The organism is Pseudoramibacter porci (assembly GCF_009696145.1).
Taxonomy (GTDB): domain Bacteria; phylum Bacillota; class Clostridia; order Eubacteriales; family Eubacteriaceae; genus Pseudoramibacter; species Pseudoramibacter porci.
On the sequence record NZ_VUMO01000009.1, the window covers coordinates 86,551 to 101,470 of the forward strand.

General features: G+C 51.7%; 11 protein-coding genes. 10 read left to right on the forward strand and 1 reads right to left on the reverse strand.

Annotated elements, in window-relative coordinates; genetic code table 11:
• Positions 1–15 precede the first annotated feature (15 nt).
• Complete coding sequence (locus FYJ52_RS07560) at positions 16–1,044, forward strand: gluconeogenesis factor YvcK family protein (RefSeq protein ID WP_154576617.1); 1,029 nt, start codon at positions 16–18, stop codon at positions 1,042–1,044.
• Positions 1,041–1,958 (forward strand): DNA-binding protein WhiA, encoded by a 918-nt coding sequence (gene whiA / locus FYJ52_RS07565; protein ID WP_154576618.1) that lies wholly within the window; start codon positions 1,041–1,043, stop codon positions 1,956–1,958. The genes FYJ52_RS07560 and whiA overlap by 4 nt, the downstream gene beginning before the upstream one ends.
• A 50-nt stretch (positions 1,959–2,008) precedes the next feature.
• Here whiA and FYJ52_RS07570 read toward each other — a convergent pair whose 3' ends face one another.
• A complete protein-coding gene (locus FYJ52_RS07570; protein WP_154576619.1) occupies positions 2,009–2,725 on the reverse strand; it encodes an MBL fold metallo-hydrolase in 717 nt (238 codons plus the stop codon).
• Between the two features lie 196 nt (positions 2,726–2,921).
• Here FYJ52_RS07570 and FYJ52_RS07575 point away from each other — a divergent pair, with 196 nt between their 5' ends.
• The 8 genes from FYJ52_RS07575 to FYJ52_RS07610 all read left to right on the forward strand — a co-directional run bounded on the left by FYJ52_RS07575 (position 2,922) and on the right by FYJ52_RS07610 (position 14,682).
• On the forward strand, positions 2,922–6,638 hold the full coding sequence (locus FYJ52_RS07575) for a phosphoribosylformylglycinamidine synthase (RefSeq protein ID WP_235901570.1): 3,717 nt from the start codon (positions 2,922–2,924) through the stop codon (positions 6,636–6,638).
• A gap of 35 nt (positions 6,639–6,673) precedes the next feature.
• A complete protein-coding gene (gene purE, locus FYJ52_RS07580) occupies positions 6,674–7,171 on the forward strand; it encodes a 5-(carboxyamino)imidazole ribonucleotide mutase (protein WP_154576621.1) in 498 nt (165 codons plus the stop codon).
• A 23-nt stretch (positions 7,172–7,194) separates the two neighbouring features.
• Positions 7,195–8,223, forward strand: coding sequence for a phosphoribosylformylglycinamidine cyclo-ligase (gene purM, locus FYJ52_RS07585; RefSeq protein ID WP_205960805.1), 1,029 nt, complete (start codon positions 7,195–7,197; stop codon positions 8,221–8,223).
• Positions 8,220–8,846: a phosphoribosylglycinamide formyltransferase gene (gene purN, locus FYJ52_RS07590; RefSeq protein WP_154576623.1), complete on the forward strand. Its 627-nt coding sequence runs from the start codon at positions 8,220–8,222 to the stop codon at positions 8,844–8,846. The genes purM and purN overlap by 4 nt, the downstream gene beginning before the upstream one ends.
• 21 nt (positions 8,847–8,867) lie before the next feature.
• The gene (purH, locus tag FYJ52_RS07595) at positions 8,868–10,421 is read left to right on the forward strand and encodes a bifunctional phosphoribosylaminoimidazolecarboxamide formyltransferase/IMP cyclohydrolase (RefSeq protein ID WP_154576624.1); all 1,554 of its coding nucleotides are present in this window, start codon (positions 8,868–8,870) and stop codon (positions 10,419–10,421) included.
• 20 nt (positions 10,422–10,441) lie between these two features.
• Positions 10,442–11,698 (forward strand): phosphoribosylamine--glycine ligase, encoded by a 1,257-nt coding sequence (gene purD, locus FYJ52_RS07600; protein ID WP_154576625.1) that lies wholly within the window; start codon positions 10,442–10,444, stop codon positions 11,696–11,698.
• A gap of 84 nt (positions 11,699–11,782) precedes the next feature.
• A complete protein-coding gene (locus tag FYJ52_RS07605) occupies positions 11,783–12,124 on the forward strand; it encodes a DUF2442 domain-containing protein (RefSeq protein WP_154576626.1) in 342 nt (113 codons plus the stop codon).
• 149 nt (positions 12,125–12,273) lie between these two features.
• A complete protein-coding gene (locus FYJ52_RS07610; RefSeq protein WP_154576627.1) occupies positions 12,274–14,682 on the forward strand; it encodes a homocysteine S-methyltransferase family protein in 2,409 nt (802 codons plus the stop codon).
• Positions 14,683–14,920 lie beyond the last annotated feature (238 nt).

Sequence of the window (14,920 nt, forward strand, 5' to 3'; positions counted from 1 at the left end):
AATTGGAGGATAGATATGGAAATCAAAGAATATATCCGTGAATTTACGATCAAAGATATTGTCCGCGTTCGCAATCCGAAAGTCGTCGCTTTTGGCGGCGGCACCGGGCTTTCGGTCATTTTGCGCGGACTTAAAAAATATACCGACCGCCTGACTGCCGTTGTCACCGTTGGAGACGATGGCGGCAGCTCCGGCAAGCTGAGAGAAGACCTGGGCATTCTGCCGCCGGGCGATATCAGAAACTGTATTTTGGCGCTGGCTGACGATGAAAATGTGATGCAGGCGCTGTTCAGCTACCGTTTTGACAAAGGCCGCCTTGAAGGACACAATTTTGGCAATTTGTTTCTGGCTGCCATGACCGGGATCTCTTCGGATTTTTACGACGCGATTCGCAGAACGTCCGATGTCCTTCAGATTACGGGAACCGTTCTGCCGGTGACACTCGACGACATGACCTTAGTCGGCAGGCTCGCGAACGGCGAAATCGTAGAGGGCGAATCGAAAATTCCAAAGGCAGCCAAGGCAGCCAAGACCCACATTAAAAAAATCTCGTTGAAGACGCCGGCTGCGGCCCTTCCGGAAACCCTTGACGCAATCAAATCTGCCGACATTATCATTATGGGGCCGGGGAGTCTGTACACCTCAGTGATTCCCCATCTCCTGATCGACGGCATTGAAGAAACGATTAAAACCAGCACCGCCCAGAAATTTTACGTCGGCAATATCATGACCCAGCCGGGCGAAACGGTCGGTTACACCCAGGCCGATCACATCCGCGCCATAGAAGCGCATCAGCAGATCAAAAACAGGGGACCGCTTTTTGATTATGTCGTCGTCAACAATGGCGGTCTCACCGATGAAATGCGCAGGCAATATGCCAAAATCGGGTCCGCTCCGGTGCAAATCGGCGAAGAGCTGCTGCCCTACCATTATATTAAAGAGCATTTTGTCGTGCAGCGGGGAAAACACGTGAGACACGACGCCGACCTGCTCGCAAAGCGGATTTTTGAAGTGTACATGGGCGATCACAAGAAGGCCGTATGAGTTTTTCAGACGATGTTAAAAAAGAATTGTGCCGGCTGACCTGCCGCAGCGAAAACGAAATGCGCGCGGAGATGGCCGGCATGGTGATGGGCAGTTACGTGCTGGCCGGCCGCCGGCGAGATGGGGACAGCCGTTTTTCGATCACGACGGAATTTCCATTTTTGGCGGCGCGCATGCGCAGTGTCAGTAAAGCGCTGTACGGCAGCGCTCTGACAGTGGCGATCCAGATAGTCAGAAAGCAGCGGGTGTACGTGGTGAGCGCTGAATCCGAAGCGTTCACCCGGCGGCTGATGAAAGATGCGCGGATTGACAAAGATGGCGCGAGTGCGGATATTCCGCCTTATTTTTTGTCGAAGCAGCATTATTTCAAGGCCTATCTGCGCGGGCTGTTTCTGACCTGCGGCTCGGTTTCCGATCCACAGAAAAAGTACCAATTGGAGCTTAACGGAAATTCTACGCCATTTTTTGAAAATGTCAGCCGCATTTTAAAGGGCTACGATATTTCGAGCAAGGCGCGCTTCCGAGGGGAGCAGGGCGTTTTGGATTTTAGAGACAGCGACAGCATCGCGGACTTTTTAAGTTTAATCGGTGCGGCGAAAGCGGCCCTTGAGATGACAAATGTCAAAATCGTCAAAGGGATGCGCAACGATGTGAACCGCAAAGTCAACTGCGACGTGGCGAATCTGCAGAAAAGCGCGAAGGCAGCGGGCGATCAGATCAGCGCCATAAGAAAAATTGAGGAGAGGGCAGGTCTCGGCGTGCTGCCGAAGGCATTGCGCGAGGTGGCCGAGCTTCGCCTCGAACATCCGGACGCCTCCGTTCAGGAATTGGGCGCCTTGATGCAGCCGCCCCTTCAAAAATCGACGATGTATTACCGCATCCGTAAAATAAAAAAATGGGCTGAAACATTATAAAAGGCTGTTTGGCGAATATCGTCAAACAGCCTTTTTGAAAGGGCGCCAGGTTAGTCAGCGTAAATGATTTCGTTGCGCTTGGACATCGTCAGAATCTTAACGTCTTTGCCGTAGCAGGCCTGCTGCAGGTCTGTGATGACGCTGTATTCATCCCAGCAGTGCATGGGCGCGAGAATCTGCGGGTGCAGCTCGTCGACAAAGTATTCGGCCGCTTTGGTTGCAGAGCGTCCGAGTCTGGAGTCGACAGGCACGAAGGCCACGTTGATCTTCCGGTGATTCGTTTCGAGGAATTCCTTGATCTTGGCAATTTCTGCTTTAAAGTCGCGTTCTTCGGCGGCGCGGTCAATTTCAGGACGGGCTTCAGGCGACCAGTCCCACCAGTTTAAATCGCCGGCGTGGAAAATGACTTTGCCTTCCGCCTGAACCAGAAAAGAAACGCCTTGGTCGGTCGAACCGAAGGTGTCGATTTCCACCGGCCCGCATTTGATGTCGTCGTAGTGAAGGTGTTCGTACGGTTTGATGAAAGTCGTTTTCTTGCCACCACGGCGGGTGATGTCATCGCTCAAAATGTAGCGGGTGTCGAAATCCGTCCCGTAATTGTAAATAATCTGCGAAAAATGATCGGTATGGGCGTGAGAGGCGAAGAAATATTTGCGTCTGCCTTTTTTCAAATATTGCGGCTGAATATAGGTGATCGCATCAAAGACCAGGGTGTTTTTATCCAGTTCGACGACAAACCCTGAATGATGCAAATAGATAATTTTCATCGGATCCTCCTGTTAAAAAATATTATTGTTTACATTATATCAGAATTGCGCCGCAATCGGGAAAAATGACAAAGAATTTCAGTAAATGCACTATAAAACCTTGGTGAGATTGCAATGTTCTGAATGTAATTCGTTGAAAATTCTATCAAAAAGCGATACAATAAATGCAAATCTATTGAAAAGGCGGATTTGTACATTGATCAAGAGATTTTTCGTTGAAAAGAAAGCTGGATTTAATACAAAATCCAAGGCTCTTCAAATGACTTTCAGAAAGATATTGAATCTGAAAGCACTGGAGGGGCTTCGCATTGTCAATCGCTACGATATCGAAGCGCTGCCTGATGAGGTGATGCATCAGGTTGTCGATACGATATTCTCCGAACCGAATGTTGACAATGTTTATGTCGATGACTTACCGGTTTCAGAGGATGAAAAGGTTTTTGCGATCGAATACCTGCCGGGACAGTACGACCAGCAGGCTGATTTCGCTGTGCAATGCGTCCAATTGCTTTCCGGCACACGCCCGACCATTAAAGTCGCGGAGTGCATTGTGCTCAAAGGCAATTTGTCCGACGACGATATTCAAAAAATTAAACATTACATGATCAACCCTGTTGACTCGAAAGAGGCAGATCTGGCGCCGCGCACGACGCTGACTGACGTTGTGAAGGAACCTGCGCCTGTTTCGACGATAGAGGGTTTTATTGTAAAAACCAAAGAAGAACTCGCGGCGTTTAAACAGGAGATGGGATTTGCCATGAGCCAGGCCGATATCGAAATGGTTCAGGCTTATTTCAGAGATGACGAAAAACGGGATCCAACGGTGACAGAGCTTCGCGTCATCGATACCTATTGGTCGGATCACTGCCGTCACACCACTTTCGCGACGAATCTCAATGAAATCACCTTTGAAAAGGGCGAAATTAACGACGCAGTTGAACAGGCCTTTGCGGATTACGATTCGACACGGGATATGATTTACGGCGAAGATACGGATCGTCCGATTACCCTGATGGATTTGGGGACCATCGGCGCCAAGGATATCCGGGCCAGAGGCCTTTTGCCGGATCTCGACAAATCTGATGAAATCAACGCGTGCTCAATCAATATCAAGGTGGATCACGACGGACAGGATGAAGACTGGCTTCTGGAATTTAAAAACGAAACCCACAATCACCCGACCGAAATCGAACCTTTTGGGGGCGCCGCAACCTGTTTGGGCGGCGCGATCCGCGACCCGCTTTCAGGCAGAGCTTACGTCTATCAGGCGATGCGTCTGACCGGCGCGGGCGACGTGACAGCGCCGTTATCCGAAACCATGGAAGGCAAGCTGCCCCAGAGAAAGATTTCTCAGGAAGCCGCTCAGGGCTATTCGTCGTACGGCAATCAAATCGGTCTGGCAACAGGTCAGGTTTACGAAGTGCACGACCCGGGATTTTTGGCAAAACGTCTGGAAGTGGGTGCGGTGATCGCTGCGGTTCCGAAGAAAAACGTCCGGCGGGAAACTCCGGCACCGGGCGATGCAATTCTGCTCATCGGCGGCCGAACAGGGCGTGACGGATGCGGCGGAGCCACGGGCTCATCGAAGGCACACAACGTGCACTCCATTCAGGAAGACGGGGCGGAAGTCCAGAAGGGGAATCCAGTCGAAGAACGGAAAATCCAGAGATTGTTCCGCAATCCGGAATTGTCTCAGATGATCACGCGCTGCAACGACTTCGGCGCCGGCGGCGTTTCAGTGGCCATCGGCGAATTGGCCGACTCTTTGGACATCAATCTGGATTTGGTGCCGAAGAAATACGAAGGCCTCGACGGAACGGAACTCGCGATTTCGGAATCTCAGGAACGGATGGCCGTCGTCGTCGCGCCGGAAAATGTCGACCGCTTTATCGAACTGGGCCACCAGGAAAATCTGGAAGTCACCCATGTGGCCGATGTGACCGATACCGGCAGACTGAAAATGAAATGGCGCGGCCAGACTGTGCTCGATTTGTCGCGCGAATTTTTAAATACCAATGGGGCCACACAGTACGCGGATGTCTACGTCAGCGAACCTTCAGAGCACAAGACCTTTGAAGCGACTGGGGATATTGCGGGCCGCACCCTGGCCATGATGGGCGATTTGAATGTCGCCAGCCAAAAAGGGCTGTCCGAAATGTTTGACTCGACCATCGGCGCCGGCACTGTGACGATGCCTTACGGCGGGAAATACGCCGCCACGCCTCAGGACGGTATGGCGGCAAAGATTCCGGTGGAACACGGCACAACGACGACTTGCTCGATCATGACTTACGGCTACAATCCGACGCTAGCGGAATGGAGCCCGTTCCATGGCGCAGCCTCCGCTGTGATCGAATCTTTGTCGAAATTGGTCGCCATGGGCGGCGATTTCAGAAAGGCGCGGCTGTCCTTCCAGGAATATTTCGAACGTCTCGAACAGGATCCGGCCAAATGGGGCCGCCCGTTTGCCGCACTGCTCGGCGCTTTTGAAGCGCAGAAAGCGATGGGTGTGGCCGCGATCGGCGGCAAGGACTCGATGTCCGGGACCTTTGAAGACATGACGGTTCCGCCGACGCTGATCTCTTTCGCCGTCACGGCAGAAAAGGTCGACAACATCGTGACCAACGAATTAAAGGGCGCAGGCCATTATCTGTACCGCTTCCCGATTCAGCGGGACGAAAAGGGATTGATCAACTTCGATGCGGCGGCCAAGACCTTTGATACGGTGCACGAGCTCGTCGTCGACGGCAAGGTATTGGCAGCGCGGACCGTTGGCGAAGCCGGCCTGATGGAAACCTTGACGAAGATGGCTTTCGGCAATAAAATCGGGGTCGCATTGGATCCGAGCTTGACCGAACAGGCCCTGTTTGACGCAGATCCGGGTACGTTGGTCGTCGAAACGGCAAAACCGATCGATGCCGGAGAAAAAATCGGCGAAACGCTTTCTGCCGCCGTCATCACAGTCGGCGACGTCAAGATGGATTTGAACGAACTTCTAACGGCTTATCAGAAACCATTGTGGGACGTCTATCCGGAAACTGTTGAAACCGAAGGCCACGTCGAAGATGTGATGTACAACAAAGGGCCGGTTATTGCCAGCGCCTCTGAATTTGCCAAGCCGCGCGTCTTCATTCCGGTATTTCCGGGGAACAACTGCGAATACGATTCGGCCCGTGCCTTTGAACGCGCCGGCGCGCTCGCCCAGACCATCGTCTTTAAGAATCAGAACGCTCAGGATATCGAAGATTCGATCAACGCGATGGCCGACGCCATCGACAACGCCCAGATGATCATGCTGCCAGGGGGCTTCTCTGCAGGGGATCAGCCGGACGGTTCCGGGAAATTCATCGCGGCGGTCTTCAGAAATCCGAAAATGACCGAAGCGGTCATGAACCTGCTCAACAAACGGGACGGTTTGATCCTCGGCATCTGCAACGGATTCCAGGCGTTGATTAAACTCGGCCTCCTGCCGGACGGCAAGATCGAACCGATCAAGCCGGGAATGCCGACACTGACTTATAATACGATCGGCCGTCATATTTCGGCGATCCCATTGACCAAAGTCGTCTCCAATCTGTCGCCTTGGCTGGCTCAGGCGGAACTGGGCGGCATTTACCGTGTGCCGATTTCCCACGGTGAAGGGCGTTTTGTCGCCAGCGATGACGTGATTCAGAAGCTGATTGCAAATGGCCAGATTGCGACACAATACGTCGACTTCGAGGGCCACGCGACGATGGATGGCGCCTACAATCTGAACGGCTCCGTCTGCGCCGTTGAAGGGGTCACCTCCGCAGATGGCAGAATTCTCGGGAAAATGGGCCACTCCGAACGGATCGGCAGCGGATTGTATAAAAATATCCCAGGGGAAAAAGATCAGAAAATCTTTGAATCTGGCGTGGCGTATTTTAAATAAGCATGCATGCATTGCAGGAAAGAAGGAAATATATTATGGCAAAAGTAGCAGTGATCATGGGAAGCGATTCGGATTTTGATGTCGTTAAAAAATGTATCGACATGCTGAAAAAATTTGACGTTGAAATTGACGTCCGTGTCATTTCAGCGCACCGCAATCCGCGGGAATTGGCGATTTTCGCTCAAACCGCCGAAGAAAAGGGCTACGAAGTCATCATTGCGGCGGCCGGTAAGGCGGCACATCTGCCAGGGGTCATTGCAGGCTCTACGCCGCTCCCTGTCATTGGGATTCCAATTAAGACATCTCTGGAAGGCGGGATGGACTCATTGTTCTCCATCGTTCAGATGCCAACCGGGATTCCAGTCGCGACGGTGGCGGTTAACGGCGCAGCCAACGCAGCCATTTTAGCGGTTCAGATTTTATCCGTTAAATATCCGGAATTGCGCGAAGCGATTAAAGCCTACAAACAGGAACTGGACGAAGAAGTTAAGACCAAGAATGCCCGCGTCCAGGCGCTTTTAAACGAAGAATAATACACAAAAAGAAAGGAATGTTCATGTCCAAAACGAATGCCTACAAGGAAGCCGGCGTCGATGTTGAAGCCGGGTACGAGTCGGTTCGTCTGATTCAAAAAGATGTAAAAAGAACGTTCAACCAGTACGTTCTTTCTGAACTGGGAGGATTCGGCGGTGTGATCGAGCTGCCGGAAGGGTACAAAAAGCCCTGTCTGATTTCTGGCACTGACGGTGTCGGGACAAAATTGATGATCGCGTTCATGATGGATCAGCACAACACAGTGGGGATCGACTGTGTCGCGATGTGTGTCAACGACATCCTTTGCCAGGGAGCGAAGCCCTTGCTGTTCCTCGATTATATTGCCTGTGGGAAAAATACCCCTGAAAAAATTGCGCAGATCGTCTCCGGCGTGGCCGAAGGATGTGTCCAGGGGGATATGGCGCTGATCGGCGGGGAAACCGCAGAAATGCCGGATATGTACGGAACCGATGAATACGATTTGGCCGGTTTTGCGGTTGGCGTCGTTGAAAAAGATCAAATTGTCACCGGACAGTCCATTCAGAAGGGCGATGTTTTAGTGGGCCTGCCGTCGTCAGGGGTGCACTCCAACGGTTTTTCGCTGGTGCGCAAACTGATTTTCAAGGATCACGACTTGACCGTCGACACCTATATCGACGAGCTCGGCGCGACCATCGGTGAAACCCTTCTGACGCCGACGCGGATCTACGTCCACGCGCTGTCGGATCTCATTGTCCCTTACGGCGTCAGAGGGATGAGCCATATTACAGGCGGCGGGTTCTACGAAAATATTCCGCGGATGATTCCGGACGGATTGTGCGCGAAGGTCGATACTTCTGTGATTGAACCGCTGCCGATTTTCGATGTCCTCAAACAATTGGGCGCGGTAGAAGATCACGACATGTACAATACCTTCAACATGGGGATCGGTTTGGTCTGCGCCCTGCCGCAGGATCAGGCGGACGGATTTGTCAACGCCTTAAAAGAAAAGGGCGAAAAACCAGTCATCCTTGGCGAAGTGACAGAGGGAACGGAAAAAATAGTTTTATGAAACCATTGATGAAAATCGGGGTGCTGGCCAGCGGCGGCGGCACAGACCTGCAGTCTGTCATTGACGGCGTGCACGGCAAGACGGGAGAAATCACCGTTGTCATTTCGAACAAGTCGGACGCCTTCGCGCTCAAGCGAGCTGAAAAAGCAGGAATTCCGGCTGTTTTTATCGACGAAAAATCCTGTGACGGCGCAGAGGATTTCAACGCCAAAATCGTTGAGACCCTGAAAAAATACGGCTGCGAGCTCGTCGTTTTGGCCGGCTATTTGAAAATCGTTACGAAAAATTTTGTGGACGCCTATCCCAACAGGATTGTGAACATTCATCCGGCGTTGATCCCGTCTTTCTGCGGACCGGGATTTTACGGCATGCACGTTCACGAAGCGATTTACGACTACGGCTGCAAGGTTTCAGGCTGCACGGTTCATTTTGTCAATGAAGAGGCGGATGCCGGCCCGATTATCGCACAGAAAGCGGTACAGCTCGAAGACAGTGACAAGCCGGAAGATATCCAGAAAAAAGTGCTGGCAGAAGAACACCAGATTTTGCCCTGGGTTGTCACGCAAATTTGCCTGGGGCGGGTGCACGTCAATGGTCGGCGTGTCACGATTGATAAACCATAATAATTTAAGGAGGAGTGTAGGATGAGAGCATTGATTTCAGTTTCGGATAAAACGGGGATTGTCGATTTTGCAAAACGAATCGCGGCCTGTGGTTGGGATATCATTTCCACAGGAGGGACAGCGAAAGCCCTTCGGGAAGGCGGATTGGATGTCAAGGATGTTTCAGACATCACAGGCTTTCCTGAATGTTTAGACGGCCGGGTTAAAACCCTGCACCCGCTGATTCACGGCGGCATTTTGAATATTCGCAACAATCCAAAACATCAGGAAGAATGTCAAAAACTGGGCATCGAAAATATCGACCTGCTCGTGATCAACCTTTACCCCTTTAAGAAGACGATGCTCAAACCAGGGGTATCTTTCCAGGAATGCATCGAAAATATCGATATCGGCGGGCCGACCATGCTGCGCTCTGCGGCAAAGAATTTTAACGACGTCACCGTCGTGGTGGACCCTAAGGATTACGAAACCGTTCTGACCGAAATCGAACAAAACGGCGGCACCAGCTACGAAACGCGGTATCACCTGGCACTGAAGGTTTTCACCACAACGGCCAATTACGATACGATGATCTCTGATTTCCTGAGAAAACAGTCGATGGAACAGACCCAGAATAAAGAAGACCTGCTGGCTCAGAATACGGTTACCTTCACCTACGAAAAGGTTCAGGATTTGCGCTACGGGGAAAACCCGCACCAGAGAGCGTCCTTCTACAGAGAAATTGGGGAAGATAAGGGCACACTCGTCGGTGCCGAACAGCTCCAGGGCAAGGAATTGTCTTACAATAACATCAACGATACCAACGGCGCCATCGAAATGCTTAAAGAATACACAGACGAACCGACGATTGTCGCGGTGAAGCACGCCAATCCGTGCGGCATTGCAAGCGATAAAACCATCGCTGAAGCCTATCATAAGGCGTACGAAGCCGATCCGACGTCGATCTTCGGCGGAATCGTCGCGTCCAATCGGCCTATTGACAAAGCCACAGCCGATCAGATGGTGAAAATCTTTCTCGAAGTGGTTGTGGCGCCGGATTTCACAGAAGAAGCAAAGGAAGTTTTGGCGGCAAAGCCCAATCTGCGGTTGCTCAAGCTCGACGATATCCTGTACAGTGACAACGGATTTGAACTTAAGAAAGTCCTCGGCGGCATGTTAGTCACCGAACGGGACACCGAGCTTTACAATAAGCTGGAAGTGGTCACCAACCGCAAACCGACGGATAAAGAAATGGAAGATCTGCTCTTTGCGTGGAAAGCGGTCAAGCACACAAAATCCAACGCGATTTCAGTCGCCAAAAATAAGTGTCTCGTCGCCAACGGACCGGGACAGGTGAACCGCATCTGGCCGATGGAAAACTGTATCGAACACGGCGGCGAAAAATGCCAGGGTGCGGTTGTGGCGTCTGACGCTTTCTTCCCATTTGATGACGTCTGCACCGCAGCGGCAAAGGCCGGCATTACTGCGATTATTCAGCCGGGCGGCTCGATTCGCGACGCCGATTCAATCAAGGTCTGCAATGACAACGACATTGCGATGATCTTTACCGGAATGCGTCATTTCAAACACGCTTAATGAAGGGAGAATCACACCACATGAAGGTTATGATTGTCGGCAGCGGCGGCAGAGAACACGCCATTGCCTGGAAAGTCAGCCAGAGTCCAAAGGTTGATCAAATTTACTGCGTGCCGGGAAATGCCGGCATGGCCGATTTGGCAGAGTGCGTTGATATTTCAGTTGAAGATATCGACGGCTGCGTTCAGTTTGCAAAGGATAAGGCCGTCGATCTCGTCGTCGTCGGACCGGAAGTGCCGCTGGTTTTAGGGATGGCGGACGCAATGCAGGCGGCGGGCATCCGCGTATTTGGGCCGAACAAAAAATGTGCCCAGTTTGAAGGCAGCAAGGCCTTCACGAAAGATTTCCTCATCCGCCACAACATTCCGACCGCACAGTACAAGGAATACCACAGTTACGACGATATCGTCAAAGATCTGGGCATCTTTGGCTACCCGATGGTCATCAAAGCCGACGGGCTGGCAGCCGGCAAGGGTGTCGTGATTCCAGAAACGGAAGCTGATGCCAAGGCGGCGATGAAAGAAATCATGGCGGATAAAAAATTCGGCGAAGCCGGCGACACCGCGGTGATCGAAGAATATCTGACGGGTATTGAAGCGTCGATTCTCTGCTTCGTTGACGGCAATACCATTGTGCCGATGGAAAGCGCCCGGGACTACAAGCGCGCCTACGACGGCGACAAAGGGCTCAATACCGGCGGGATGGGCAACGTTTCCCCGAACAAGCTCTTTGACGATCCCGAATTGAATCAGAAAATCCAGGATGAAATTTTGACGCCGATCATCGAAGGTTTTAAAGCGGATCAGATGGATTTTGTCGGCATTTTGTTCATCGGCCTGATGATCAAAGACGGCCAACCGAAGGTATTGGAATTCAATGTGCGCTTTGGCGATCCGGAAGCGCAAGTCGTGCTGCCGCGGATGCAGACGGATTTGGTCGACGTCATGGAAGCCTGCATTGACGGCCGATTAGCAGATTGCGACATCAAATGGCGTCCCGAACACGCCGTGACGGTGGTCATCGCGTCGGGGGGATACCCGGCCAGTTATACCAAAGGATACGAAATCACAGGGCTCGACGACGTCGAAGACTGTGTGGTCTTCCACGCCGGGACGGCGTTTAAAGACGGTAAAGTTGTCTCCAACGGCGGCCGCGTGCTGGCCGTGACGGCCCTTGGCGATACGACAGAAGCTGCACGTCAAAAAGTTTACAGCCAGATTGACAAGATTCAGTTCAAGGACTGCTTCCATCGGAACGACATTGCCGTCGATGCGTAGGTAAGGCGATCAAGCGGAGGGGAGAAAGTTGATCCTTCCGCTTGATCTTTTAAACCGACATTTAAGAAAAATAAAGAGGTCATCATGTCAAAAATACCGACGATTGTTCAAGTTATTCCGCTGGAAGATTACGTGATTGAAGTTCATTTTCAAAATCAATGCGTTAAACGCTACGATATGCTGCCACTGATCGAGACCGATCCCGAGATTAAGCCGCTTCGGGATCCGCGCATCTTTAGGGAGGTGCAGGTTTCTTTTCACGACAGACGCCGTTCGATTTATTGGCCAGGTGTCCTCCGTGTCAGTGCCAAAGAAATCTACGAAGGCGGCTGGATTGAAAAGCTGCCTTCCCGCCAGATGACCGCGTTCAGACGATACGAGGAAATCTGGGGAAAAGCGCTCGAACAATTGGGCCATATGCATTAAGATTGAGACAAAGCCACTTGCTTTGATCAGCCCCCTGCCGATTTGACGGGGCCGATCACCTGCTGCAGGTGGTTTTTTTATATTGCCCTTGAGTTTAATAGGTTTTTATGATATTTTGAATTAAATTTTTTAAAGATAAGGATAAAACGATGCAGATAATAGACGAAATCAAGACAAACCGGCTTTATCTGGACGGGGGCATGGGCAGCATGATCCAAAAGCGCATTGCTGATCCAGGACCGATTCCGGAAGAGCTCAACATGACGCACCCCGAATTGATTGCAGATATTCAAAGCGGCTACGTTCAGGCAGGCGCCGATATTCTGGCGTCGAATACCTTTGGCGCGAATGCACACAAAATGGCGGCGTCGAAGTATTCGGTCGAAGACGTGATCGCCCAGGCGGTGACAATTGCAAAGGCGCAGCACCCGCGTTACGTTGCGCTGGACATCGGGCCGACAGGCGCACTGATTGGCGATATTGGCGAGATGACCTTTGAAGATGCCACAGCTTGTTTCGAACGCTCAGCCAAGGCGGGGGCGGCCGCTGGCGCTGATTTGATTCTGATCGAGACGATGACGGACATCGTTGAGGCCCGCGCGGCGGTGATCGGCGCAAAACGGGCGTGCGATTTGCCGATTATCTGCTCGATGACTTATGAATCAAGCGGACGCACGCTGACCGGCAGCGATCCAGAGACCGTTGTCACCATCCTTGAAAGCCTCGGCGTCGATGCGGTCGGCGTCAACTGCTCCACAGGACCGGAAGAAATGCTGCCGATTATCGAAAAATTAATTGATACCGCCTCGGTTCCGATCGTCGTGGAACCCAATGCGGGCCTGCCGAGAGAAGTCGACGGACAGACGGTGTACGACGTCTCAGCCGAAGATTTTTCGTTAATTATGAAAAAGATTGCGCAGGCTGGGGCAGCGGTTCTCGGTGGATGCTGCGGCACGACGCCGGAATACATCGCGAAAACCATCGAAAAGACCAAGGATCTCCCGCTTTTAAAACCCTGGGAACGGCCGCAGCCGATGCGCATCGCCTCGACGACGAAGACCGTAACCCTCGGGACGGAGATCAGAACCATCGGGGAGGCCATTAACCCTACGGCGAACGCCGCGTATCGGGAAGACCTGAAGCAGGGCGGATTGTCCGTCGTGAAACAGCTGGCCATTGAACAAAAGCGCCAGGGCGCGGATATTCTCGACGTCAACGCCGGCCTGCCCGAGCTGGACGAAACGGAAACCATGATCAAGGTTGTGCACGCGATCAGCCAGGTGGTGGATCTGCCCATTCAAATCGACAGCACAAAACCAGAGGTCATCGAAGCGGTACTGAAGACTTATCCAGGCAAGGTCTTGATCAATTCGGTTAACGGCACACAGGAATCCATGGACGAGGTTCTGCCCATCGTTGCCAAATACGGCGCGGCAGTTCTCGGGCTGGCCCTGGACGATGACGGGCTGCCCAAAACAGCAGAGAAGCGCGTCGAAATTGCGGATAAAATCATCAGCACGGCAAAAGGATACGGCATTTCTCAAAACAACGTCGCCATCGACTGTCTGGTGCTGACGGCCTCCGCTCAGCAGAAAGCGGTCAAGGAAACGGTTCGCGCGCTGACTTTAGTCAAAGAGAAATTCGGCGTACCGACGGTGCTGGGCGTCAGTAACATTTCCTTTGGACTGCCCAACAGACGTCTGATCAACAGGACGTTTTTGACGATGGCGCTGGCCGCTGGCCTGGACACCCCGATTTTAAAAGTCGGCGACGCCGAAATGATGAACACCATCTCGGCTTACAAGGCTTTGTCTGGAATTGACGAAGGGTGTATCGATTACGTCGCAGCCCACAAAGATGACAAGACCATTGAAGTGACCCGGGATGACAAGCAGGCACCCGCTGAAACTCAGACGGAAAATCAAACGCAGCCGTCAGCAAACCAATTGGATTTGAAACAAATGGTCGTCGACGGACTAAAAGAAGAAATTGTTCCGGCAGTTAAAAAGAAGCTTGCGACCTGCAGCCCGATGGACATTGTCAACGGTGATTTAATCCCCGGATTGGACGAAATTGGCGATTTGTTTGAAACAGGCGATGTTTTCCTGCCTAATCTGATTTTTTCCGCAGAAACGGTGCAGAATGCCTTTGAAGTGCTCAAACAGCATATGGATACAGAATCGTCTGTGCAGAAAGATAAAGTGATTCTGGCGACAGTGAAAGGCGACGTTCACGACATCGGAAAAAATATATTAAAGACGGTCATGGAAAATTACGGGTACCAGATTATCGACTTAGGTAAAGATGTCGATCCCGAAGTGATCGTGGAGACCGCTGTGAAAAATAAGGTGAAGCTGGTCGGACTAAGCGCCTTGATGACGACGACAGTTCGAAATATGGAAACGACGATTGAAATGATCAAGCAGGCGGATCCGACCATTCAAGTCATGGTCGGCGGCGCGGTGATGAATGAAGAATACGCGGAAAAAATCCATGCGGATTATTACGGAAGCGATGCAAAATCCGGAGTCGCCATCGCAGAAAAAGTATTTGGATAAAAAATAGCCGAAGGTTGGTGATTCAACCTTCGGCTGTTTTTTTGTAATGCTTTAGCAAAGGATTCGCCGAGAGGAACGAGGAGAATCAAAGAACCACCGGCTAGGTCGGTGAGTTTAAAAAAGCTTTAGCTTCAAGTAAAAACCTCCTATGCTAAAATGATGCCGGTTCGCCAACCGCATCACTACGCAAAGGAGGTAAATCATTATGAAAAATGATAAAGATAGTTTAGCACATACG